The 19,535-nt window shown below is 71.8% G+C and carries 21 protein-coding genes; 15 read left to right on the forward strand and 6 right to left on the reverse strand.

The window, feature by feature from the left end:
- Positions 1-5: 5 nt before the first annotated feature.
- Positions 6-803: an HAD family acid phosphatase gene (locus AB0G59_RS23305; RefSeq protein ID WP_360914730.1), complete on the reverse strand. Its 798-nt coding sequence runs from the start codon at positions 801-803 to the stop codon at positions 6-8.
- Positions 804-955: 152 nt separating this feature from the next.
- Here AB0G59_RS23305 and AB0G59_RS23310 point away from each other — a divergent pair, with 152 nt between their 5' ends.
- Positions 956-2,041, forward strand: a complete 1,086-nt coding sequence (locus tag AB0G59_RS23310; protein ID WP_360914733.1) for an S-(hydroxymethyl)mycothiol dehydrogenase — start codon at positions 956-958, stop codon at positions 2,039-2,041.
- Positions 2,042-2,044: 3 nt separating this feature from the next.
- Here AB0G59_RS23310 and AB0G59_RS23315 read toward each other — a convergent pair whose 3' ends face one another.
- Positions 2,045-3,376 (reverse strand): 6-phospho-beta-glucosidase, encoded by a 1,332-nt coding sequence (locus AB0G59_RS23315; RefSeq protein WP_360914736.1) that lies wholly within the window; start codon positions 3,374-3,376, stop codon positions 2,045-2,047.
- A 78-nt stretch (positions 3,377-3,454) separates the two neighbouring features.
- Between AB0G59_RS23315 and AB0G59_RS23320 the strand changes: the two genes are divergently transcribed.
- The 5 genes from AB0G59_RS23320 to AB0G59_RS23340 all read left to right on the forward strand — a co-directional run bounded on the left by AB0G59_RS23320 (position 3,455) and on the right by AB0G59_RS23340 (position 8,016).
- Positions 3,455-4,612 (forward strand): PfkB family carbohydrate kinase, encoded by a 1,158-nt coding sequence (locus tag AB0G59_RS23320; RefSeq protein WP_360914739.1) that lies wholly within the window; start codon positions 3,455-3,457, stop codon positions 4,610-4,612.
- Between the two features lie 106 nt (positions 4,613-4,718).
- Positions 4,719-5,711, forward strand: coding sequence for a PhoH family protein (locus AB0G59_RS23325; RefSeq protein ID WP_360914742.1), 993 nt, complete (start codon positions 4,719-4,721; stop codon positions 5,709-5,711).
- A 29-nt stretch (positions 5,712-5,740) separates the two neighbouring features.
- On the forward strand, positions 5,741-6,238 hold the full coding sequence (gene ybeY, locus AB0G59_RS23330; RefSeq protein WP_360914745.1) for an rRNA maturation RNase YbeY: 498 nt from the start codon (positions 5,741-5,743) through the stop codon (positions 6,236-6,238).
- Positions 6,235-7,545: a hemolysin family protein gene (locus AB0G59_RS23335; protein ID WP_360914748.1), complete on the forward strand. Its 1,311-nt coding sequence runs from the start codon at positions 6,235-6,237 to the stop codon at positions 7,543-7,545. Before ybeY ends, AB0G59_RS23335 begins: the two co-directional genes overlap by 4 nt.
- A gap of 51 nt (positions 7,546-7,596) precedes the next feature.
- Positions 7,597-8,016 (forward strand): DoxX family protein, encoded by a 420-nt coding sequence (locus AB0G59_RS23340; protein ID WP_360914751.1) that lies wholly within the window; start codon positions 7,597-7,599, stop codon positions 8,014-8,016.
- Positions 8,017-8,025: 9 nt separating this feature from the next.
- Here the strand turns inward: AB0G59_RS23340 and AB0G59_RS23345 are convergent, their stop codons facing one another.
- Complete coding sequence (locus tag AB0G59_RS23345) at positions 8,026-9,492, reverse strand: MFS transporter (protein ID WP_360914754.1); 1,467 nt, start codon at positions 9,490-9,492, stop codon at positions 8,026-8,028.
- A gap of 105 nt (positions 9,493-9,597) precedes the next feature.
- On the opposite strand from AB0G59_RS23345, the gene AB0G59_RS23350 reads away from it, so the two are divergent.
- From AB0G59_RS23350 to era, 3 genes are all read left to right on the forward strand, one after another.
- Complete coding sequence (locus tag AB0G59_RS23350; protein WP_360914757.1) at positions 9,598-10,509, forward strand: helix-turn-helix transcriptional regulator; 912 nt, start codon at positions 9,598-9,600, stop codon at positions 10,507-10,509.
- Positions 10,510-10,597: 88 nt separating this feature from the next.
- Complete coding sequence (locus AB0G59_RS23355) at positions 10,598-10,945, forward strand: cytidine deaminase (RefSeq protein ID WP_071966719.1); 348 nt, start codon at positions 10,598-10,600, stop codon at positions 10,943-10,945.
- A 45-nt stretch (positions 10,946-10,990) separates the two neighbouring features.
- Entirely contained in the window at positions 10,991-11,932 is a 942-nt protein-coding gene (era, locus tag AB0G59_RS23360) for a GTPase Era (RefSeq protein ID WP_071966590.1), read from the forward strand.
- Between the two features lie 18 nt (positions 11,933-11,950).
- Here era and AB0G59_RS23365 read toward each other — a convergent pair whose 3' ends face one another.
- Positions 11,951-12,217: a protealysin inhibitor emfourin gene (locus AB0G59_RS23365; protein ID WP_360914760.1), complete on the reverse strand. Its 267-nt coding sequence runs from the start codon at positions 12,215-12,217 to the stop codon at positions 11,951-11,953.
- A gap of 39 nt (positions 12,218-12,256) precedes the next feature.
- A complete protein-coding gene (locus AB0G59_RS23370) occupies positions 12,257-13,318 on the reverse strand; it encodes a M4 family metallopeptidase (protein WP_360914763.1) in 1,062 nt (353 codons plus the stop codon).
- 325 nt (positions 13,319-13,643) lie between these two features.
- On the opposite strand from AB0G59_RS23370, the gene leuA reads away from it, so the two are divergent.
- A complete protein-coding gene (gene leuA, locus AB0G59_RS23375) occupies positions 13,644-15,413 on the forward strand; it encodes a 2-isopropylmalate synthase (RefSeq protein ID WP_360914766.1) in 1,770 nt (589 codons plus the stop codon).
- 200 nt (positions 15,414-15,613) lie between these two features.
- Positions 15,614-16,339, forward strand: a complete 726-nt coding sequence (locus AB0G59_RS23380; RefSeq protein ID WP_071966594.1) for a TerB family tellurite resistance protein — start codon at positions 15,614-15,616, stop codon at positions 16,337-16,339.
- Positions 16,340-16,354: 15 nt separating this feature from the next.
- On the opposite strand, the gene AB0G59_RS23385 is transcribed toward AB0G59_RS23380, so the two are convergent.
- Positions 16,355-17,125, reverse strand: coding sequence for a hypothetical protein (locus AB0G59_RS23385; protein ID WP_360914769.1), 771 nt, complete (start codon positions 17,123-17,125; stop codon positions 16,355-16,357).
- Positions 17,126-17,246: 121 nt separating this feature from the next.
- Between AB0G59_RS23385 and AB0G59_RS23390 the strand changes: the two genes are divergently transcribed.
- The 4 genes from AB0G59_RS23390 to AB0G59_RS23405 are packed head-to-tail and all read left to right on the forward strand — an operon-like array spanning position 17,247 to position 19,532.
- Positions 17,247-17,378 (forward strand): hypothetical protein, encoded by a 132-nt coding sequence (locus AB0G59_RS23390; protein ID WP_360914772.1) that lies wholly within the window; start codon positions 17,247-17,249, stop codon positions 17,376-17,378.
- Positions 17,375-18,121, forward strand: a complete 747-nt coding sequence (gene recO / locus AB0G59_RS23395; RefSeq protein ID WP_360914775.1) for a DNA repair protein RecO — start codon at positions 17,375-17,377, stop codon at positions 18,119-18,121. Before AB0G59_RS23390 ends, recO begins: the two co-directional genes overlap by 4 nt.
- Before the next feature lie 32 nt (positions 18,122-18,153).
- Positions 18,154-18,987, forward strand: a complete 834-nt coding sequence (locus tag AB0G59_RS23400; protein WP_360914779.1) for an isoprenyl transferase — start codon at positions 18,154-18,156, stop codon at positions 18,985-18,987.
- Positions 18,984-19,532 (forward strand): hypothetical protein, encoded by a 549-nt coding sequence (locus tag AB0G59_RS23405; RefSeq protein ID WP_360914782.1) that lies wholly within the window; start codon positions 18,984-18,986, stop codon positions 19,530-19,532. Before AB0G59_RS23400 ends, AB0G59_RS23405 begins: the two co-directional genes overlap by 4 nt.
- Positions 19,533-19,535 lie beyond the last annotated feature (3 nt).

A 19,535-nucleotide genomic window follows, 5' to 3' on the forward strand; every position in this document is an offset into this window, starting at 1 on the left:
GGGCCTTACGGCAGGTAGTACATCGGGTTCGGCAGCTTGTAGGTGCGGTCGGCGTAGCCGCCCTGCAGGTCGCTGTGCTGGTCGCCGAAGTTGGCGACGATGTCGTAGCCGCGCGACTCGATGTACTTGCGGGTGCCCGACTTGTACTCGACGGTGGTGCACTTCGCGCCGCACGCGAGGTAGGCGGGCGGGTTCTGCTTGTTCTTCAGGAAGAAGTGCGCCGTGTCGGCGACGGGCTTGTAGCCGACGTTCTTGAGGTTGCGGGCGCTCCACTCGCGCTGGTGCTCGCCGCGGCCGGTGACGTAGAAGACCTCGATGCCCTTGGACTTCGCCCAGTTGACGAGCTGGGGCATGCCGAAGACGGGCGCCATGTCGGTGGACTTCAGATAGGCGTCCTGCGACTCGGGCGTGAAGTGGAAGCCCACCTGGAGCTCGTAGTTGTAGGTCAGCAGCGTGGTGTCGTCCAGGTCGAGGACGATGGCCGGCTTGGCGCCCTTCTTGCCGTGGGCCTGGTTCTTGACGACCTTCTCGAGGTGGGCCTTGGCCTTCTTCTCGATGTCGGCGACCTGCTTGGCGTAGTTGCTGTCCGGCGACGCGTAGTGCTGGCCGTTCTTGTCGACGGTGTCGCCGTAGAACGCCTTGATCTTGTCCTGGACCTGCGTGAGGTTCGGGATCTCCTTGTCCGTGCGGGGCACCGCGTGGTCGGCGGTGGCCGCGCCCGCGGTGTAGAGGCCGGCGCCGACGGCGAGGGCGGCGGTGGCGGCGGCGATGCGCACGCGGGGGGACTTCAGGGAGAGCGACACTTTAGTGACTCCTGGGTAACAAGGAAGGTGCAGCGCGAAGCTAAGGCGCTCGACACGTGCCGGTCAAGGGTCCTCTACGCGCGGAGAAAGATCCTTGGGCGTACCGTGACCATGTCGGACATCGCAGCGACGAGAAGGGTGGGGCGCTGACCATGGCGCAGGAAGTACGCGGAGTCATCGCACCGGGCAAGAACGAGCCGGTCCGGGTGGAGACCATCCTGGTGCCGGACCCGGGACCGGGCGAGGCCGTGGTGAAGGTCCAGGCGTGCGGCGTCTGCCACACCGACCTGCACTACAAGCAGGGCGGCATCAACGACGACTTCCCCTTCCTCCTCGGCCATGAGGCGGCGGGCGTGGTGGAGGCCGTCGGCGAGGGCGTGAGCGAGGTGGCCCCCGGCGACTTCGTCGTCCTCAACTGGCGGGCCGTCTGCGGCCAGTGCCGCTCCTGTCTGCGCGGTCGTCCGCAGTACTGCTTCAACACGCACAACGCGAAGCAGAAGATGACGCTCGCCGACGGCACCGAGCTCTCGCCGGCGCTGGGCATCGGCGCGTTCGCCGAGAAGACGCTCGTCGCGGCCGGCCAGTGCACCAAGGTCGACCCCGGCGTCTCCCCGGCGGTGGCCGGGCTGCTCGGCTGCGGCGTCATGGCGGGCATCGGCGCCGCGATCAACACCGGCCAGGTCGGGCGCGGCGACTCCGTCGCCGTCATCGGCTGCGGCGGCGTCGGCGACGCGGCGATCGCCGGCTCCCGGCTCGCGGGCGCGGCCCGGATCATCGCCGTCGACATCGACGACCGCAAGCTCGAGACCGCCCTGCGCATGGGCGCCACGCACACCGTCAACTCCCGCTCGACCGACCCCGTCGAGGCGATCCGCGAGCTGACCGGCGGCTTCGGCGCGGACGTCGTCATCGAGGCGGTCGGCCGCCCCGAGACGTACGAGCAGGCGTTCTACGCCCGCGACCTGGCCGGCACGGTCGTCCTGGTCGGCGTGCCCACCCCCGACATGAAGCTGGAGCTGCCGCTCCTGGACGTCTTCGGCCGCGGCGGCGCCCTCAAGTCCTCCTGGTACGGCGACTGCCTGCCCTCGCGCGACTTCCCCATGCTCATCGACCTGCACCAGCAGGGGCGGCTCGACCTCGGCGCGTTCGTCACGGAGACGATCGGGCTGGGCGACGTGGAGAAGGCGTTCGAGCGCATGCACGCGGGCGACGTGCTGCGCTCGGTGGTCGTCTTCTGATCGTCAGCTGCGCGCCCCCTGGGCCCGGGCGAGGATGCGGGCCGCGACCGCCGGGGAGTCGACCAGGGGGTGCAGCGCGAGCGCGCGCAGCGCGGCGTCGTGGTCCTCGTGGACGGCCGCCTGGATCGTGGCCCGCTCGACGGCCTTGAGCTGCAGCATCAGCCCCAGCTGGTCCTCGCGCAGGGGCGCGCACGGCATCGGGCGCGCCCCCTTGGCGTCCACCACGCACACCGTCTCGATGATCGCGTCGGCGCTCAGCGCCGGCACGGTCGTGCCGTTGCGGACGTTGAGGATCAGCCGGGCGCCCTCGTTCGCGGCCACCCCGCGCATGAAGGCCAGCGCCACCCGTTCGTAGCCGCCGCCGTCCAGGTCGCAGCTGTCGCGCTGCCAGCCGCCGGACGCGGCCCGGCTCGCGGCCCCGTAGGTCTCCTCGCGCTGCAGCCGGGTCCGCTCCCACAGTTCGTACGAACGGTGCGGCGCGGCCGCCGCCTCGGCGAAGAAGTCGTTCTGCTGCTGGTCGAGGAACTCCCCGCGCGTCTCCGTGGCCTCCTGCACCGAGCGGAGCGTCTCGCGGCGGAAGTAGTAGTAGTGCAGGTATTCGTTGGGCAGCGCGCCCAGGGCCCGCAGCCACTCGCCGCCGAAGAGCTTGCCCTCCTCGAGCGTGCGCAGGGCCTCGTCGTCCCGCAGCAGCCGCGGCAGCAGGTCCTCGCCGTCGAGGGTCAACGAGCGCAGCCACCCCAAATGATTGAGGCCCACGTAGTCGTAGATCACTCTTTCCGGGTCGGCGTGCACCGCCTGCGCGGCCCGCCGCGCCAGGCCCACCGGCGAGTCGCAGATGCCGATCACCCGTTCGCCCAGCACGGAGGACATCGCCTCGGTCACCAGCCCCGCGGGGTTGGTGAAGTTGATGACCCACGCGTTGGGGGCGAGCTCCGCGACCCGCTCCGCGATCTCCAGCGCGACCAGCACCGTACGGAGCCCGTACAGCACCCCGCCCGCGCCGACCGTCTCCTGCCCCAACACGCCCTCGCTCAGCGGGATCCGTTCGTCCAGCACCCGCCCGGCGGTGCCGCCCACCCGGATCGCGGAGAAGACGAAGTCGGTGTCCTCCAGGGCCCGGTCCAGGTCGTCGGCGATGCGCACGACAGGGGCGCCCGGCACCCCGGCGGCCTGCGCGGCCAGCACCGAAGCGATCACTCTCAACCGCTTCGAGTCGGTGTCGTACAGCACGAGTTCCGTGCAGCGTCCCGGTGCCTCGCGCCGGGCGTCGTCCAACAGGGCTCGGTGCACGAGAGGCACGCGAAAGCCGCCGCCGCCGAGAATCGTCAGCCTCATAGTCCGGAACGTACCGCAGGATCGGGCAGACTGTCCGGACCCGCACCCGTGCACCCCTGAGAGGAGCAACGAGCGAGCATGTCGGTCTCTTCGTCGCACGTGACACCGCAGGCAGGCAGCCAGGGCGAGCGCATCCGGGACGAGCGGTTCGAGGGCGCGGCGCCGGTCCTCGACCCCCTCGCCGAGGTCCGCCGCGAGGGCGACCCGGCGACCGACGTCTATCTGACCGGACCGGTCTTCCTCGACATCATCTTCACCGGCCTGGACTCGGCCCCCGTGCGCGGCACCGAGTCCTGGGCGCGCGGCATGGGCTCCAGCCCCGGCGGCATCGCCAACATGGCCACCGCCCTGGCCCGGCTGGGCCTGCGCACCTCGCTGGCCGCGGCCTTCGGCGACGACATGTACGGCGAATACTGCTGGGAGGCGCTCTCGCGCGGCGAGGGCATCGACCTGGGCCTGTCGCGCACCGTGCCCGGCTGGCACTCCCCGGTCACCGTCTCCATGGCCTACGAGGGCGAGCGGACGATGGTCTCCCACGGGCACGAGGCCCCGCCCCCGGAGGAGCCCGCCCCCGAGTGCCCGCCCGCCGCCCGCGCCTGCGTGGCCCTGCTCGTACCGGGCCGCCAGGAGGAGTGGATCGGACGGGCGGCCCGCCGGGGCAGCCGGGTCTTCGCCGACGTCGGCTGGGACGACACCGGCCGCTGGGACCCCGCCGACCTGGCCGACCTCGAGCACTGCGAGGCGTTCCTGCCCAACGCCGAGGAGGCCATGCGCTACACCCGCACCGACTGCCCCCGCGCCGCCGCCCGGGCCCTGGCGGACAAGGTGCCGCTGGCGGTGGTGACGATGGGGGAGCGGGGCGCCTACGCCGTGGACGGGCGCACCGGCGAGAGCGCCGAGGTCCCCGCGATCGTCGTCGAGGCCCTCGACCCGACCGGCGCCGGGGACGTCTTCGTGGCCGGCTTCGTCACCGGCACCCTCGCCGGCTGGCCGCTGGCGGACCGGCTCGCCTTCGCCGGGCTGACCTCGGCCCTGTCCGTGCAGGAATTCGGCGGCTCGCTCTCCGCGCCCGGCTGGGTGGAGATCGCCGCCTGGTGGCAGCACGTGAAGTCCTTCGACGACCAGTCCCGGGCCACCCTGCGCCGCTACGCCTTCCTCGACGGCCTGCTGCCCGCCGCCTGCCGCCCCTGGCCACTGCGCCGGGCCGTGCCCACGCTGGGATTCCGCCGTCCGTAAAAGCCTTCGGGCTCCCGGGGACACCGTCGTACCCTTGGTATTCCAAGGTTCTTCGGATGCAGGAACGCAGGAAAGAAGGGGATGAGCAGGCCTTCAGAGCCGGCCCATGACTCAGACACCCACACGACCGCAGGCGACCACCCGGTTCACCGTCCCGGCCAAGCACCCCATGGTGACGGTCCTGGGCTCCGGGGACTCGCTCCTGAGGGTCATCGAGAACGCCTTCCCCTCGACGGACATCCACGTACGGGGAAATGAAGTCAGCGCGACGGGCGACGAGCGGGAAGTGGCCCTCGTCCAGCGCCTCTTCGCCGAAATGATGCTGGTGCTCCGCACGGGGGCGCCGATGACGGAGGACGCGGTGGAACGCTCGATCGCCATGCTCAAGGACGAGGAGAAGGGGGCCGAGACCCCCGCCGAGGTCCTCACCCAGAACATCCTCTCCAGCCGCGGCCGCACCATCCGCCCCAAGACGCTCAACCAGAAGCGCTATGTCGACGCGATCGACAAGCACACGGTCGTCTTCGGCATCGGCCCCGCCGGCACCGGCAAGACCTACCTGGCCATGGCCAAGGCGGTCCAGGCCCTGCAGTCCAAGCAGGTCAACCGGATCATCCTGACCCGGCCCGCCGTCGAGGCCGGCGAGCGGCTGGGCTTCCTGCCCGGCACGCTCTACGAGAAGATCGACCCGTATCTGCGGCCGCTCTACGACGCGCTGCACGACATGCTCGACCCCGACTCCATCCCGCGCCTGATGGCCGCCGGGACGATCGAGGTCGCGCCGCTGGCGTACATGCGCGGCCGGACGCTCAACGACGCGTTCATCATCCTCGACGAGGCGCAGAACACCAGCCCCGAGCAGATGAAGATGTTCCTCACCCGGCTCGGCTTCGACTCCAAGATCGTGATCACGGGTGACATCACCCAGATCGACCTGCCCGGCGGCACCAAGAGCGGCCTGCGCCAGGTGCGGGAGATCCTCGACGGCGTCCAGGACGTCCACTTCTCCATGCTCACCAGCCAGGACGTCGTCCGGCACAAGCTGGTCGGCCGTATTGTCGACGCGTACGAGCAGTACGACAGCCGCAACGGCAAGTAGATCCTGAGAAGCGAGAAGACCCGGTAACGATGGCAATCGACGTCAACAACGAATCCGGCACGGAGGTCGACGAGCAGGCGATCCTCGATGTCGCCCGCTACGCCCTCACCCGGATGCGTATCCACCCGCTCTCCGAACTCTCGGTCATCGTTGTCGACGCCGATGCCATGGAGCAGCTCCACATCCAGTGGATGGACCTCCCCGGGCCCACCGACGTGATGTCCTTCCCCATGGACGAGCTGCGCCCGCCGGCCAAGGACGACGACGAGCCGCCGCAGGGCCTCCTCGGCGACATCGTCCTGTGCCCCGAGGTCGCCAAGAAGCAGGGCGAGGACGCCCCGACCGGCCACTCCATGGACGAGGAGCTCCAGCTCCTGACCGTCCACGGCGTCCTCCACCTCCTCGGCTACGACCACGAGGAGCCCGACGAGAAGGCCGAGATGTTCGGCCTCCAGGCCGCGATCATCGACGGCTGGCGCGCCGAGCGCGGCATCGAGGGGCCCTCGCCGGCCCCCACCTTCACGTGACCGGCCAGCTGATCGCCGCCGCGGTCCTGCTGATCGTCGTCGCCTGGCTCGCCGCCTGCGCCGAGGCCGGCCTCGCCCGGACCACCAGGTTCCGGGCCGAGGAGGCCGTACGGGCGGGGCGGCGGGGCAGCGCCCGGCTCATGGCCGTCGCCGCCGACCCCACCCGCTACCTCAACCTGGCGCTGCTGGTGCGCGTCGCCTGCGAAATGGCGGCGGGCGTCTTCGTCACCTACGTCTGCCTGGAGGAGTTCGACGCCACCTGGCAGGCGCTGACGGTCGCCGTGGGCGTGATGGTCCTCGTCTCGTACGTGGCCGTCGGCGTCTCCCCGCGCACCATCGGCCGGCAGCACCCGATCGGCACCGCCACCGCGGCGGCGTACGTCCTGCTGCCGCTGGCCCGTGTCCTGGGCCCGGTGCCCCGGCTGCTGATCCTCCTCGGCAACGCCCTCACCCCCGGCAAGGGCTTCCGCATGGGCCCCTTCGCCTCCGAGGCGGAGCTGCGGGCCGCGGTCGACCTGGCGGAGAAGGAGTCGCTGATCGAGGACGAGGAGCGCCGCATGGTGCACTCCGTCTTCGAGCTCGGCGACACCCTCGTCCGCGAGGTGATGGTGCCCCGGACGGACCTCGTCGTCATAGAACGCGGCAAGACCATCCGCCAGGCCCTCACCCTCGCCCTGCGCTCCGGCTTCTCCCGCATCCCGGTGACCGGCGAGAACGAGGACGACGTGGTGGGGGTCGTCTACCTCAAGGACCTCGTCCGCAAGACGCACATCAGCCGTGACGCCGAGTCCGAGCTGGTCTCGACGGCCATGCGGCCGGCGGTCTTCGTCCCCGACACCAAGAACGCGGGCGACCTGCTGCGCGAGATGCAGCAGCAGCGCAACCACTGCGCCGTCGTCATCGACGAGTACGGCGGCACGGCGGGCATCGTCACGATCGAGGACATCCTCGAGGAGATCGTCGGCGAGATCACCGACGAGTACGACCGCGAGCTGCCGCCCGTCGAGGAGCTCGGCGACGGCCGCTACCGGGTCACGGCCCGCCTCGACATCGGCGACCTGGGCCAGCTGTACGGCCTGGAGGAGTTCGACGACGAGGACGTCGAGACCGTCGGCGGCCTGCTCGCCAAGTCCCTGGGCCGGGTGCCGATCGCCGGTGCGACGGCCGACGTCGAGCTCACCGAGCGGGGCAAGGACCCGGACCTGACGGCCCTGCGGCTGACCGCCGAGGCCGCGGCGGGGCGGCGCAACCGCATCGTCACCGTGCTGGTCGAGCCGGTGCGGGCCGAGGCCGACCCGGCGGAGTGAATGTCCCCGGCGCCGGGGTTCCCCCCGGCGCCGGCCGGGAACGTACGCCAGGTGGCACTAGTCAGAAGGATCGCCCGTCCCCTGCTGGCCTCGGCGTTCGTCAGCAGCGGCCTTCAGACCGTCCAGCACCCCGAGGCGCTGGCGGCCACGGCCGCGCCCGTGGCGCTCGCCATCGCGCAGTGGGTGCCGGGGCTGCCGCGGGACGCGCGGGCGCTGGTGCGCCTGAACGGCGCGGTGCACTTGGGGGCAGGCACGCTGCTCGCCTTCGGCATCCTGCCCCGCGCGTGTGCGCTGGCGCTGGCGGCCAGCCTGGTGCCGACGACCCTGGCGGGTCATGCGTACTGGGCGGAGGAGGATCCGGGCAAGCGGATGCAGCACCGGGTGGCCTTCTTCAGCAACATGTCGATTCTGGGTGGGCTGCTGATTGCTGTCGCCGATCGGCCACGCGGGGGGCGGCGCCACTGTGGCTGAGGCTTGTCCTCAAACGCCGGACGGGCTGGATTTTCCACGCCGCAGGCCAACGGCCACCAGTACGGCCACCAACGCCACCACACCGGTGTCCACTGCCAGCGCCAGCTTGATTCCGCCCAGCGTCGCCTCCCCGAAGCCGGCCCCCGCATCGCGTCGCGCCGCGATGTCCGCCGACGCCAGGGCGCTCAGCAGCGGGATGCCGATCGTGATGCCCACCTGCTGGGAGCTGGTCACCAGGCCCGTGGCCAGGCCCTGCTCCCCGTCCGGGAGCCCCGACGTGGCCGTGACGCCGTACGCCACGATCGCCCACATGTGACCGACGCAGGCCAGCGACGCGCCCACCAGGGCCAGCCAGGCGCCCGAGGCCGTGCCCAGGAACAGCAGGGAGGCCGTGAAGCCGGCCTGGACCAGCATGCCCGTCACCAGCGTGGCACGGGTGCCGAAGCGGGCGATGATCCTGGGGGCCGTCATGCCGGAGAGGGCCGCGCAGATGCCCAGCGCGCCGAAGATCAGGCCGGTGCGGACCGTCGACAGCCCCAGCACCTCCTGCAGGTACAGGGTGAGGAGGAAGATGACCGTGGTCATCATCGCGAAGGTGGTCAGCCCGGCCAGGTTCCCCCAGGCCACCGTCCGCCGCCGCAGCATCGGCAGGGACACCAGCGGCTCGGCGGCCCGGGACTCCACCACCACGAAGGCCACGAGCAGCACCACTCCGGCGACCAGCGTGACGAGGACGTCCACGCCGCCGAAGCCCCGCTGCGCCGCCGTCGACAGCGCGTAGATCAGCGCCAGCAGGCCACCGGTCACGGTCACCGCGCCCGGCACGTCCAGGCGCGGCCGGTCGGCACGCCGGGATTCGGTCAGCAGGCCCGGCGCCGCCAGCAGCACGCCGACGCCCGCCACCGCGAGCAGCCCCATCGTGGAGCGCCAGCCCAGCCAGTCGGTCATCACGCCGCCCAGCAGCATGCCGATGGTGAAGCCCAGGGACATCAGCGTGCTGCTGATGCCCAGCGCCCGCTCGCGCTGCGGGCCCTCGGCGAAGGTCGTGGTCAGCAGCGACATCCCGGTCGGCACGATCACGGCCGCGCCCAGCCCCTGCAGCGCCCGCCCGGCCAGGAAGGACGCCGGGTCCCAGGCCAGCGTGGCCAGCACGGAGGCCACCGTGAACAGGGCCAGCCCCGTCAGGAACAGCTTCCGCCGCCCGTAGAGGTCGGCGAGCCGGCCGAAGAACAGCAGGAAGCCGCCCGAGGGCAGGGCGAAGGCCGTGACCGCCCACTGCAGGTCGGCCTGGCCCATGCCCAGGTCGTCCCCGAGGGCGGGCAGGGCGACGTTGAGGATGGAGAAGTCGAGCGCGACGATGAACTGCGCGGCGCACAGCACCAGCAGGATCAGCTTCGCGCGGGTGGTCATACGGGCGCCGGCCGGGGCCGGGGAGGTGTCGGGGCCGGATGTTCGGGGCAGGGAGTCGATCGCCATGCGATCACCCTCGGGCGTGCGGAATAGCCGTGGGGAGAGCGCGCTTATGGTGGTGGTCGCACCACCAGGCAGGGGGCCCGGGTGGGCGAGGCCGGACGAGGGGGAATGGTGACCGTTGCACCGCACGAGGGCCGGGACAGGCCGCGTCGGCGCGAGGAGCTGCGCGAGTTCCTGATGAGCCGTCGGGCCCGGGTCTCGCCGGCCGAGGCGGGGCTGCCGGACGGCGGGGCCCGCCGCCGCACGCCGGGACTGCGCCGCGAGGAGGTCGCGGTCCTCGCCGGGGTGGGCGCCAGCTGGTACCAGTGGCTGGAGCAGGGGCGCCAGATCACCGTCTCGCCGCAGGTCATCGACGCCGTCGCCGGCGTGCTGAGGCTGGACGGCCCCGAGCGCCGCCATCTGTACGTCCTGGCCGGCCTGAACCCGCCGCTGCCCGAGTCCGTGCACGACGCGGAGTACCTGTGCGACGGGCTGCGCCGGCTGATCGACGGCTGGCTGCCGTCCCCGGCGCACATCATGGACCCGTACTGGAACCTCGTCGCGTACAACGAGGCGGCCGGCCACGTCCTCGGCTTCCGGCCGGAGATCCGGCAGAACTGCCTGATCGACTTCTTCACCGACCCCGTCTACCGCGCCCGCGCCGCGAACTGGGAGCAGAACGCCCACCGCGTCGTCGCCACCTACCGCGCCGCCTGCTCGGAGCGCCCCGACGACGACGGCTTCAAGGAGGTCGTGGCCGAGGTGTCCGCGGCCAGCCCGGAGTTCGTCGAGCTGTGGGCGCGCGGTGACGTGAGCCCCGGCGGCCTGCTGGTCAAGGAGTTCGCGCACCCGCTGGTCGGCACCCTGTACCTGGAGAGCACCCAGCTGCGCGTGCCGGCCCGGCCGGACCTGACGATCGTGCTGCACAACCCGGTGCCGGAGACGGGCACGGCCGCGAAGGTGCGCTGGCTCGCCACGCCGGAGGGCCGCCGCGGCAGCATGTACTCCCTCGGGGGTCTGCTGGAGCGGGCGTCCGGCTGAGGCCCGTACATGACGGCGGTGTGACGGCCGCATGAAGGCCGCACGGGTGCCCTCGGGGGCCCGGCGCGGCCGCACCTATGCTCCCGGTATGACGGAGACGCTGGACCCCGAAGACCGCAAGCTCATCACCCTCGCCCGGGCCGCCCGGGCCCGCAACGCCGTCCCCGAGGGCGCGGCGGTCCGCGACGAGACGGGCCGTACGTACGTCGCCGGGACCGTGGCGCTCGACTCGCTGCGGCTGAGCGCCCTGCGGACGGCCGTGGCGATGGCCGTGGCCAGCGGCGCGAAGTCCCTGGAGGCGGCGGCCGTGGTCTCCGCGGAGACGGCTGTGCCCGACGCGGACCGCGCGGCCGTACGGGACCTGGGCGGCCCGGACACCCCCGTGCTGCTCGCGGGCCCGGACGGCACCCCGGGCCCGGTCGTCACCGCTGGCTGAAGCCGCTGGTCGGCGGGGGCCGGACGATCGGGGAGAATATGAGGCATGGACAACGCCTCCTCCCCCTCCCAGGCCCCCCACCGCGCGGGCTTCGCGTGCTTCGTCGGCCGCCCCAACGCGGGCAAGTCGACCCTGACCAACGCACTGGTGGGGACGAAGGTCGCGATCACCTCCAACCGTCCGCAGACCACCCGCCACACCGTGCGCGGCATCGTGCACCGCCCGGACGCCCAGCTCGTCCTGGTGGACACCCCCGGTCTGCACAAGCCGCGCACCCTGCTGGGCGAGCGGCTCAACGACGTCGTGCGCACCACCTGGGCCGAGGTCGACGTGATCGGCTTCTGCCTGCCGGCCGACCAGAAGCTCGGCCCGGGTGACAAGTTCATCGCCAAGGAACTCGCGGGGATCAAGAAGACCCCGAAGATCGCGATCGTCACCAAGACGGACCTGGTCGACTCCAAGCAGCTCGCCGAGCAGCTGATCGCCATCCAGCAGTTGGGCGAGGAGCTCGGCATCCAGTGGGCGCAGATCGTCCCGGTCTCGGCCGTCGGCGACAAGCAGGTCTCCCTGCTGGCCGACCTGATCGCCCCGCTGCTGCCCGAGAGCCCGCCGCTGTACCCCGAGGGCGACCTCACCGACGAGCCCGAGCAGGTCATGGTCGCCGAGCTGATCCGCGAGGCGGCGCTGGAGGGCGTCCGCGACGAGCTGCCCCACTCGATCGCGGTCGTGGTCGAGGAGATGCTGCCGCGCGAGGACCGGCCCAAGGACAAGCCGCTGCTGGACATCCACGCCAACGTCTACATCGAGCGGCCCAGCCAGAAGGGCATCATCATCGGCCCCAAGGGCGCCCGCCTGAAGGAGGTCGGCATGAAGTCCCGCAAGCACATCGAGGCCCTGCTCGGTACCCCGGTCTACCTCGACCTGCACGTGAAGGTCGCCAAGGACTGGCAGCGCGACCCGAAGCAGCTGCGCAAGCTCGGGTTCTGACCCCCTGCGGCTGCCCCTCTACGCGCCTTCCTTCAGGACGGTCCGGATCAGTTCGCGCTGGTCCTCGGTGAGGTGCGGGTCCGCCGCGTGGACCGCGCGGCCGTCCACCTTGATCTCGTAGTGGAAGCCGTCCGGCACGCCCCTCGCCGGAGTCTCCCGGCCCGGCGCGAGGGCGCGGTGGGCCAGGGCCTCCAGGTGCGTGGCGTCGGGCCGGCCGCAGGTCTCCAGCTCGGCCCGGCGCTCGATGCCGGCGAAACCGCCGGTTCGGGTGATGACGATACGCATGGCGTCATCCCTACCCTGTCGGCTGCGGACTACGGGTCCCTACGTGGTGGGGACCCCCACCTGGCTCCACGCCTTGAGGACGGCCTGGAGTTCGTCCCCCTCGCCGAACAGCGCGCGTGCCGAGGCCACCGTCAGCCGGGCGAACTCGGCGAAGTCGGCGTCCGAGGACAGCTCGCCGCCGGTGAGCGTGGCGTACCAGATCTTCCCGGCGCGCTCCCAGGCGTTGCCGCCGAGGTCGGTGGCCAGCAGGTAGAAGGCGTGGTTGGGGATGCCGGAGTTGATGTGCACGCCGCCGTTGTCGCGGTTGGTGCGGACGTAGTGCTCCATGGTGGCGGGCTGGGGGTCCTTGCCGAGGACGTCGTCGTCGTAGGCGGTGCCCGGCGCCTTCATCGAGCGCAGCGCCGTTCCCTTGTCCACGCCCGGGCCCAGCAGCCCCTGCCCGATCAGCCAGTCGGCCTGGTCGGCGCTCTGCCCGAGCGCGTACTGCTTGATCAGCGAGCCGAAGACGTCCGCGCAGGACTCGTTGAGCGCGCCGGACTGGCCGTAGTACTCGAGGTTCGCGGTGTGCTGGACGACGCCGTGGGTCAGCTCGTGGCCGATGACGTCCACGGCGACGGTGAAGTCGACGAACGTGTCGTTGTCCCCGTCGCCGAAGACCATCCGCTCGCCGTCCCAGAAGGCGTTGCAGTAGCCCTCCCCGTAGTGGACGGTGGCGTCCAGCGGCAGCCCGCAGTCGTCGATCGAGCGCCGGCCGAAGACCTTGAAGAAGAGGTCGAAGGTGGCTCCGAGCCCGGCGTGGGCGCGGTTGACCGTCGCGTCCTTGGCGGGGGCGTCGCCCTCGGCGTGCACCTTCTTGCCCGGCAGCGTCTCCCGGTGCTGGGCGTCGTAGATCGTGCGCTGCGCAGTGTCGGAAGGCGTGGTGGCGGACGAGTCCGCGTACACCGAACGGACCGAGGTGATGCGCCGCCGGGTGCGCAGCGCGCCGTCGTGCTCCAGCGTGCGGCGGGCCGGCTCGTTGAAGCGGGGGTCCTCGGCCTGGGCGAGCTTGTCCAGCACGTGCGGCGGCACGATCGTGCAGAAAACCGTCTTCTCTGACTTCATTGCGTCGTCCATGGCGGCAATCTGGCACCGGCCCCCCGCCTTGTCATGGCCCGGTGCAGTGATTAACACAAACGAGTGGCGAGGTTCCTTTACCGGCCACCGCCGGGCGGCGCCCCCATCCCGCATGCTGGAACGCCCCTACAGCCCCTCCCTGGCCTCGCGTAGTCTGCTGTGCATCATGCGTGACGTGCTGCTTCTTCTTAGCTGCCGCGGCGAGGGCCTGTAGACGTAGGCCGACCCCCTCCCCGCGGAGTTCGGTGTTGCCCAACGCCAGGAAAGAAGCCCGTCGGCCGTATCGCGCGGATCACCGAGGAGCCCTCCGCAGATGCCCGAGATCCACCCCTCCGTAGGCCGTCCCACGCCCGTCACCGCGGCCACCGTCACCCAGCGGCCGTCCGGAATGCCGGTCCACAAGTACCGCCCGTACGACGCCGTGGACCTGGCCGACCGCACCTGGCCGGACCAGCGCATCACCGCCGCGCCCCGCTGGCTGTCGACCGACCTGCGCGACGGCAACCAGGCGCTGATCGACCCCATGTCGCCCGCCCGCAAGCGCGAGATGTTCGACCTGCTGGTGCGCATGGGCTACAAGGAGATCGAGGTCGGCTTCCCCTCCTCCGGGGCCACCGACTTCGACTTCGTGCGGTCGATCATCGAAGAGGGCGCCATCCCCGAGGACGTGACGATCTCCGTCCTCACCCAGGCGCGCGAGGAGCTGATCGAGCGCACGGTGGAGTCCCTGCGGGGCGCGCACCGGGCCACGGTCCACCTCTACAACGCCACGGCCCCCGTCTTCCGCCGCGTGGTCTTCCGGGGCTCGCGCGAGCAGGTCAAGCAGATCGCGGTGGACGGCACGCGGCTGGTCGTGGAGTACGCCGACAAGATCCTCGGCGACGGCACGGTCTTCGGCTACCAGTACAGCCCGGAGATCTTCACCGACACCGAGCTGGACTTCGCGCTGGAGGTCTGCGAGGGCGTCATGGACGTCTGGCAGCCCGAGGCCGGCCGCGAGATCATCCTGAACCTGCCGGCCACCGTCGAGCGGTCCACCCCCTCCACGCACGCGGACCGCTTCGAGTGGATGTCGCGGAACCTGTCGCGGCGCGAGTTCGTCTGCCTGTCCGCCCACCCGCACAACGACCGGGGCACCGCCGTCGCCGCCGCCGAGCTGGCCGTCATGGCCGGCGCCGACCGCGTCGAGGGCTGCCTGTTCGGCCAGGGCGAGCGCACCGGCAACGTCGACCTGGTCACCCTGGGCATGAACCTCTTCTCCCAGGGTGTCGACCCGCAGATCGACTTCTCGCAGATCGACGAGGTCCGCCGGACCGCCGAGTACTGCAGCCAGATGGAGGTCCACCCGCGCCACCCCTACGCGGGCGACCTGGTCTACACCGCCTTCTCCGGCTCCCACCAGGACGCCATCAAGAAGGGCTTCGAGGCGATGGCGACCGAGGCGGCCGCCGCCGGGAAGACCGTCGACGACATCGAGTGGGCCGTTCCCTACCTGCCCATCGACCCCAAGGACGTCGGCCGTTCGTACGAAGCCGTCATCCGCGTCAACTCGCAGTCCGGCAAGGGCGGCATCGCCTACGTCCTGAAGAACGACCACAAGCTGGACCTGCCGCGCCGGATGCAGATCGAGTTCTCGAAGATCATCCAGGCCAAGACCGACGCCGAGGGCGGCGAGGTCACCCCGCAGGAGATCTGGTCGGTCTTCCAGGACGAGTACCTGCCCACGCCCGACAACGCGTGGGGCCGCATCATCCTGCGCTCCACGCAGACCTCCACCACCAGCGAGGGCACCGACGCGCTGACCGTCGAGGCCTCCGTGGACGGCACCGAGACGGTCCTCACGGGCACCGGCAACGGTCCGATCTCGGCCTTCTTCGACGCGCTCGCCGGCGCCGGGGTCGACGCCCGCCTGCTGGACTACACCGAGCACACGATGAGCGAGGGCGCCAGCGCCCAGGCCGCGTCGTACATCGAGTGCGTGATCGACGGCAAGGTGCTGTGGGGCATCGGTATCGACGCCAACACGACCCGCGCCTCGATCAAGGCGGTCGTGTCGGCGGTGAACCGCGCGTACCGAGGCTGACTGACGGCCCCTTCGGGGGCCCCGGGCGGCACCGCCGTCAATTTCGCGCCACCGAGAACACCGCTTCCGGTGGGCTCGGTGGCGCGGCGGGCCAGCAGCCGCCCGAACTCGGCGCCCGGGGTACTGACGCCGCATCACCGATGTGGCTAACATCACGTCAACGCGGCGACCAGGCCGTGGCGTTATGGAGGTGCGCCGTGATGCACGCGCAAGGCCGACACAGCCCGGACCGGTGCGTGGTGGGCGTACGCACCGTATGGCGCACGGTCGGGGACGGCGAGTTCTTCTGCCCGGGATGCGGCGGCGACCGCAACTACCACCGCCGCACGGGCCGCCGACGCCTGGTCGCCTTCGGGGTGCCTCTGCTGCCGCGCGGGCCGGTGGGACCCATCGTCGAATGCACGGCCTGCCGGGGCCGGTTCGCGATGGACGTCCTCGACCACCCCACCACGACCCGTTTCTCCGCGATGCTCCGCGACGCCGTGCACACGGTGGCCCTGGCGGTCCTGGCCGCCGGCGGCACGGAGGCCCGTACGGTGCGCCGGGCCGCGGTCGGGGCGGTGCGGGCGGCCGGGTTCGCCGACTGCAGCGAGGAGCAGCTGGTCACCCTCATCGAGGCCCTCGCCGCGGACACGGGCCGTCTTCCGGGGCGGTACGCGACGCCGCCGGAGGCCGTGGGCCGCGACGGCTTCGACCCCTGCGGCACGGCCCTGGCCATCGAGCTCCACGAGGCCTTGGAGCCCCTCGCCCCGCACCTGGCCCCCGCGGGCCGGGAGTCGATCCTGCTGCAGGGCGCCCGCATCGCCCTGGCGGACGGCCCCTACCGGCCCGCGGAGCGGGAGGTGCTGGCCACGGTGGGGCGGGCGCTGCTGCTGTGCCCCGAGGACACGGACCGGCTGCTGGCGGCGGCCCGGATGCCGTCGTAGGGGCCGCGGCGGCCCTTAGGCGGCGGAGGTCTCCTGGGCGGCGGCCCGGGCGGCCCTCCGCTTGCTCTCCGGCCGCCGCTGCCGCAGTACCTTGACGCGCCACACGGTGCCGAGCACGACGGGCAGCGCGCCGGCGGCGGCGAACACCAGGGCCGTCGACACCGCGTCCGTCAGCAGGGGCGCCCCGAAGCCGACGGCCGACAGCCAGGCCCCCGCGAGCGCGGGAAGGGCGATCTCCCAGGAGCGCAGCGCCCGGCCGCGGCCGGTGCGGAAGCCCGCCCGCACGGAGGTCCACAGGAGCGTTCCGCCCAGGGCGAGCAGCCCCAGGCCGGCGGCGAACGGCAGGCGGTAGGCCTCCTTCGGCTCGTCCGCCGTGAACTGCTGCCTGCCGCGGAAGTCGACGGCGCGCACCTCCAGCCGCCAGTACGTCGCGGTCACCCGGTCGCCGGGCGAGACGGCCCCGAAGACCGACAACGGTCCGTTCATGTCGACACGGCGGGAGGCCCCGCCGGGCTCGGCGAGGGTGAGCCAGTGGTGCTGCGTCCTGCCCTCGGCCTCGGTCGCCTTCTTCTTCACGACGACCTCGACCGGCTTGCGGCACTCCCGGGGCGTCTCGTCCGGCAGGCACGCGGCCGCCGTCGCGAAGGTCCGCGCGTCGGTGCGCTTGCCGGGCACGGTGACGGACAGCAGGAACACCGCGGCAAGGATCAGGACGGCACCCAGCGCGGCGGTGGCGATGACCGGCCAGCGTGTGCGGCGCGGCCGGCGACGGCGGCGCGCGCTCACCGGGATCTCACAGGCGAAAGCGTGATCGACATGGCGCATATTCTGCCTGCGTCCGGAGGCGGTTGTTCCCCCCTGCCACAGGCCGGTCCGCGCCGTCCCGCGGGTACGCGAGAATGACCCCATGAGTCTGTTCCGCGACGACGGCATCGTGCTGCGCACCCAGAAGCTGGGCGAAGCGGACCGCATCATGCTGCACTCTCCCGGGGGACAACCCCCGTACCCCCGGCCGGACGCCCGTGGGGGCGGGCGATGAGCCTCTTCCGCGACGACGGCATCGTCCTGAGGACCCAGAAGCTCGGTGAGGCGGACCGCATCATCACCCTGCTCACCCGCGGCCACGGCCGCGTGCGTGCCGTGGCGCGCGGGGTGCGGCGCACGAAGTCGAAGTTCGGGGCGCGGCTGGAGCCGTTCTCGCACGTCGACGTGCAGTTCTTCGCGCGCGGCAGCGAGCTGGTCGGGCGCAGCCTGCCGCTGTGCACACAGAGCGAGACCATCGCTCCGTACGGTGGCGGGATCGTCACCGACTACGCCCGCTACACCGCCGGCACCGCCATGCTGGAGACCGCCGAGCGGTTCACCGACCACGAGGGCGAGCCCGCCGTGCAGCAGTACCTGCTGCTCGTCGGCGGGCTGCGGACGCTCGCCGCGGGGGAGCACGCCCCGCACCTCATCCTCGACGCGTTCCTGCTGCGCTCGCTCGCCGTCAACGGCTACGCGCCCAGTTTCGACGCGTGTGCGAAGTGCGGCATGCCCGGGCCGAACCGGTTCTTCTCGGCGGCCGCCGGCGGTGTGGTCTGCGGTGAGTGCCGGGTGCCCGGAAGCGTCGTACCCTCCTCGGAGTCGATCGGGCTCCTCAGCGCGCTGCTGACCGGGGACTGGGCGACCGCGGACGCCTGCGAGGCGCGGTACGTCCGGGAGGGCAGCGCGCTCGTGGCGGCGTATCTGCACTGGCATCTGGAGCGGGGTCTTCGCTCGCTCCGGTACGTCGAGAAGTAAGCGAAACCAGGGATCAAGGAGAAGTGGCACCCATGGCTGTACGCGGGATTCTGGGCCGTTCCCGACGCGAGTACCGCACCCCCGACCCGCACCCCTCCGGCGCCCGGCCGCCCAAGATCCCCGGTGAGCTCGTCCCGAACCACGTGGCGATCGTCATGGACGGCAACGGCCGCTGGGCCAAGGAGCGCGGCCTGCCGCGCACCGAGGGCCACAAGGTCGGCGCCGAGCGCGTGCTGGACGTCCTGCAGGGCGCGATCGAGATGGGCGTCGGCAGCATCGCCCTCTACGCCTTCTCCACCGAGAACTGGCGGCGCTCGCCCGACGAGGTGCGCTTCCTGATGAACTTCAACCGCGACTTCATCCGCAAGACCCGCGACCAGCTCGACGAACTCGGCATCCGGGTCCGCTGGGTGGGCCGCATGCCCAAGCTGTGGCGGTCGGTGGCCAAGGAGCTCCAGATCGCCCAGGAGCAGACCAAGGACAACGACAAGCTCACGCTGTACTTCTGCATGAACTACGGCGGGCGCGCGGAGATCGCGGACGCGGCGCAGGCGCTGGCGGCCGATGTGAAGGCGGGCCGGCTCGACCCGTCGAAGGTCTCGGAGAAGACGTTCGCGAAGTACCTCTACTACCCGGACATGCCGGACGTGGACCTCTTCCTGCGCCCCTCCGGCGAGCAGCGCACGTCCAACTACCTGATCTGGCAGAGCGCCTACGCCGAGATGGTCTTCCAGGACGTCCTGTGGCCGGACTTCGACCGCCGCGACCTGTGGCGCGCCTGCCTGGAGTACGCCTCGCGCGACCGCCGCTTCGGCGGGGCGATCCCGAACGAGGAGCAGCTCGCCAAGGATTCCGGCTCCGCGTGAACGACACCGCTCCACCGGCGGCGGCCGCCGGCGTGACCGTCGTGTACGAGCTCACCACGGCCGATCTGCGCACCATCCGCGACGTCCGGCGCCGCGTGGTGCGCGCCGCCCGGCTGCCGCTGTGGCTGCTGCTGTTCGCCTTCCCGGCGGTCGTGTGCGGGCTGGTCCTCACGGTCCGGCAGGACGGTGTGGCCGGAGTCGGCGTCAAGGACTGGCTGCTGCTGGGCATCGTCACGCTCGCCCTCGTGCTGCAGTTCCCCGCCGGACAGATGTTCCTGACGCCTCCGGCGGTGCGCCGGAAGCGCATGGAGGTCGGCGCCGAGGGCGTCACCGGTGTGCCCGTGCACGGCAACGGCGGCCGGCGGGTCCTGGCATGGGACTCACCGCTCCTGGGCCGCTACGCGGAGCAGCGGGACGCCTTCGTCCTGCTGAGCGGCGACAGGCGCGCCCGCTGCTCGTTCCTGCTGCCCAAGCGCGCGCTCGCCGCCCCCGGCGACGTCGACCGCCTTCGCGTGCTGCTGGACGCGCATCTGGCCCGCGTCTAGGGC

Source organism: Streptomyces sp. NPDC021096 (assembly GCF_040641275.1).
Classification (GTDB): Bacteria; Actinomycetota; Actinomycetes; order Streptomycetales; family Streptomycetaceae; genus Streptomyces.

Coding starts and splice junctions, on each gene's coding strand:
- AB0G59_RS23310 (WP_360914733.1), top strand. CDS start 956: ATGGCGCAGGAAGTACGCGGAGTCATCGCACCGGGCAAGAACGAGCCG.
- AB0G59_RS23315 (WP_360914736.1), bottom strand. CDS start 3,376: ATGAGGCTGACGATTCTCGGCGGCGGCGGCTTTCGCGTGCCTCTCGTG.
- AB0G59_RS23320 (WP_360914739.1), top strand. CDS start 3,455: ATGTCGGTCTCTTCGTCGCACGTGACACCGCAGGCAGGCAGCCAGGGC.
- AB0G59_RS23325 (WP_360914742.1), top strand. CDS start 4,719: ATGACTCAGACACCCACACGACCGCAGGCGACCACCCGGTTCACCGTC.
- ybeY (WP_360914745.1), top strand. CDS start 5,741: ATGGCAATCGACGTCAACAACGAATCCGGCACGGAGGTCGACGAGCAG.
- AB0G59_RS23345 (WP_360914754.1), bottom strand. CDS start 9,492: ATGGCGATCGACTCCCTGCCCCGAACATCCGGCCCCGACACCTCCCCG.
- AB0G59_RS23350 (WP_360914757.1), top strand. CDS start 9,598: ATGGTGACCGTTGCACCGCACGAGGGCCGGGACAGGCCGCGTCGGCGC.
- AB0G59_RS23355 (WP_071966719.1), top strand. CDS start 10,598: ATGACGGAGACGCTGGACCCCGAAGACCGCAAGCTCATCACCCTCGCC.
- era (WP_071966590.1), top strand. CDS start 10,991: ATGGACAACGCCTCCTCCCCCTCCCAGGCCCCCCACCGCGCGGGCTTC.
- AB0G59_RS23365 (WP_360914760.1), bottom strand. CDS start 12,217: ATGCGTATCGTCATCACCCGAACCGGCGGTTTCGCCGGCATCGAGCGC.
- AB0G59_RS23370 (WP_360914763.1), bottom strand. CDS start 13,318: ATGAAGTCAGAGAAGACGGTTTTCTGCACGATCGTGCCGCCGCACGTG.
- leuA (WP_360914766.1), top strand. CDS start 13,644: ATGCCCGAGATCCACCCCTCCGTAGGCCGTCCCACGCCCGTCACCGCG.
- AB0G59_RS23380 (WP_071966594.1), top strand. CDS start 15,614: ATGCACGCGCAAGGCCGACACAGCCCGGACCGGTGCGTGGTGGGCGTA.
- AB0G59_RS23390 (WP_360914772.1), top strand. CDS start 17,247: ATGAGTCTGTTCCGCGACGACGGCATCGTGCTGCGCACCCAGAAGCTG.
- recO (WP_360914775.1), top strand. CDS start 17,375: ATGAGCCTCTTCCGCGACGACGGCATCGTCCTGAGGACCCAGAAGCTC.
- AB0G59_RS23400 (WP_360914779.1), top strand. CDS start 18,154: ATGGCTGTACGCGGGATTCTGGGCCGTTCCCGACGCGAGTACCGCACC.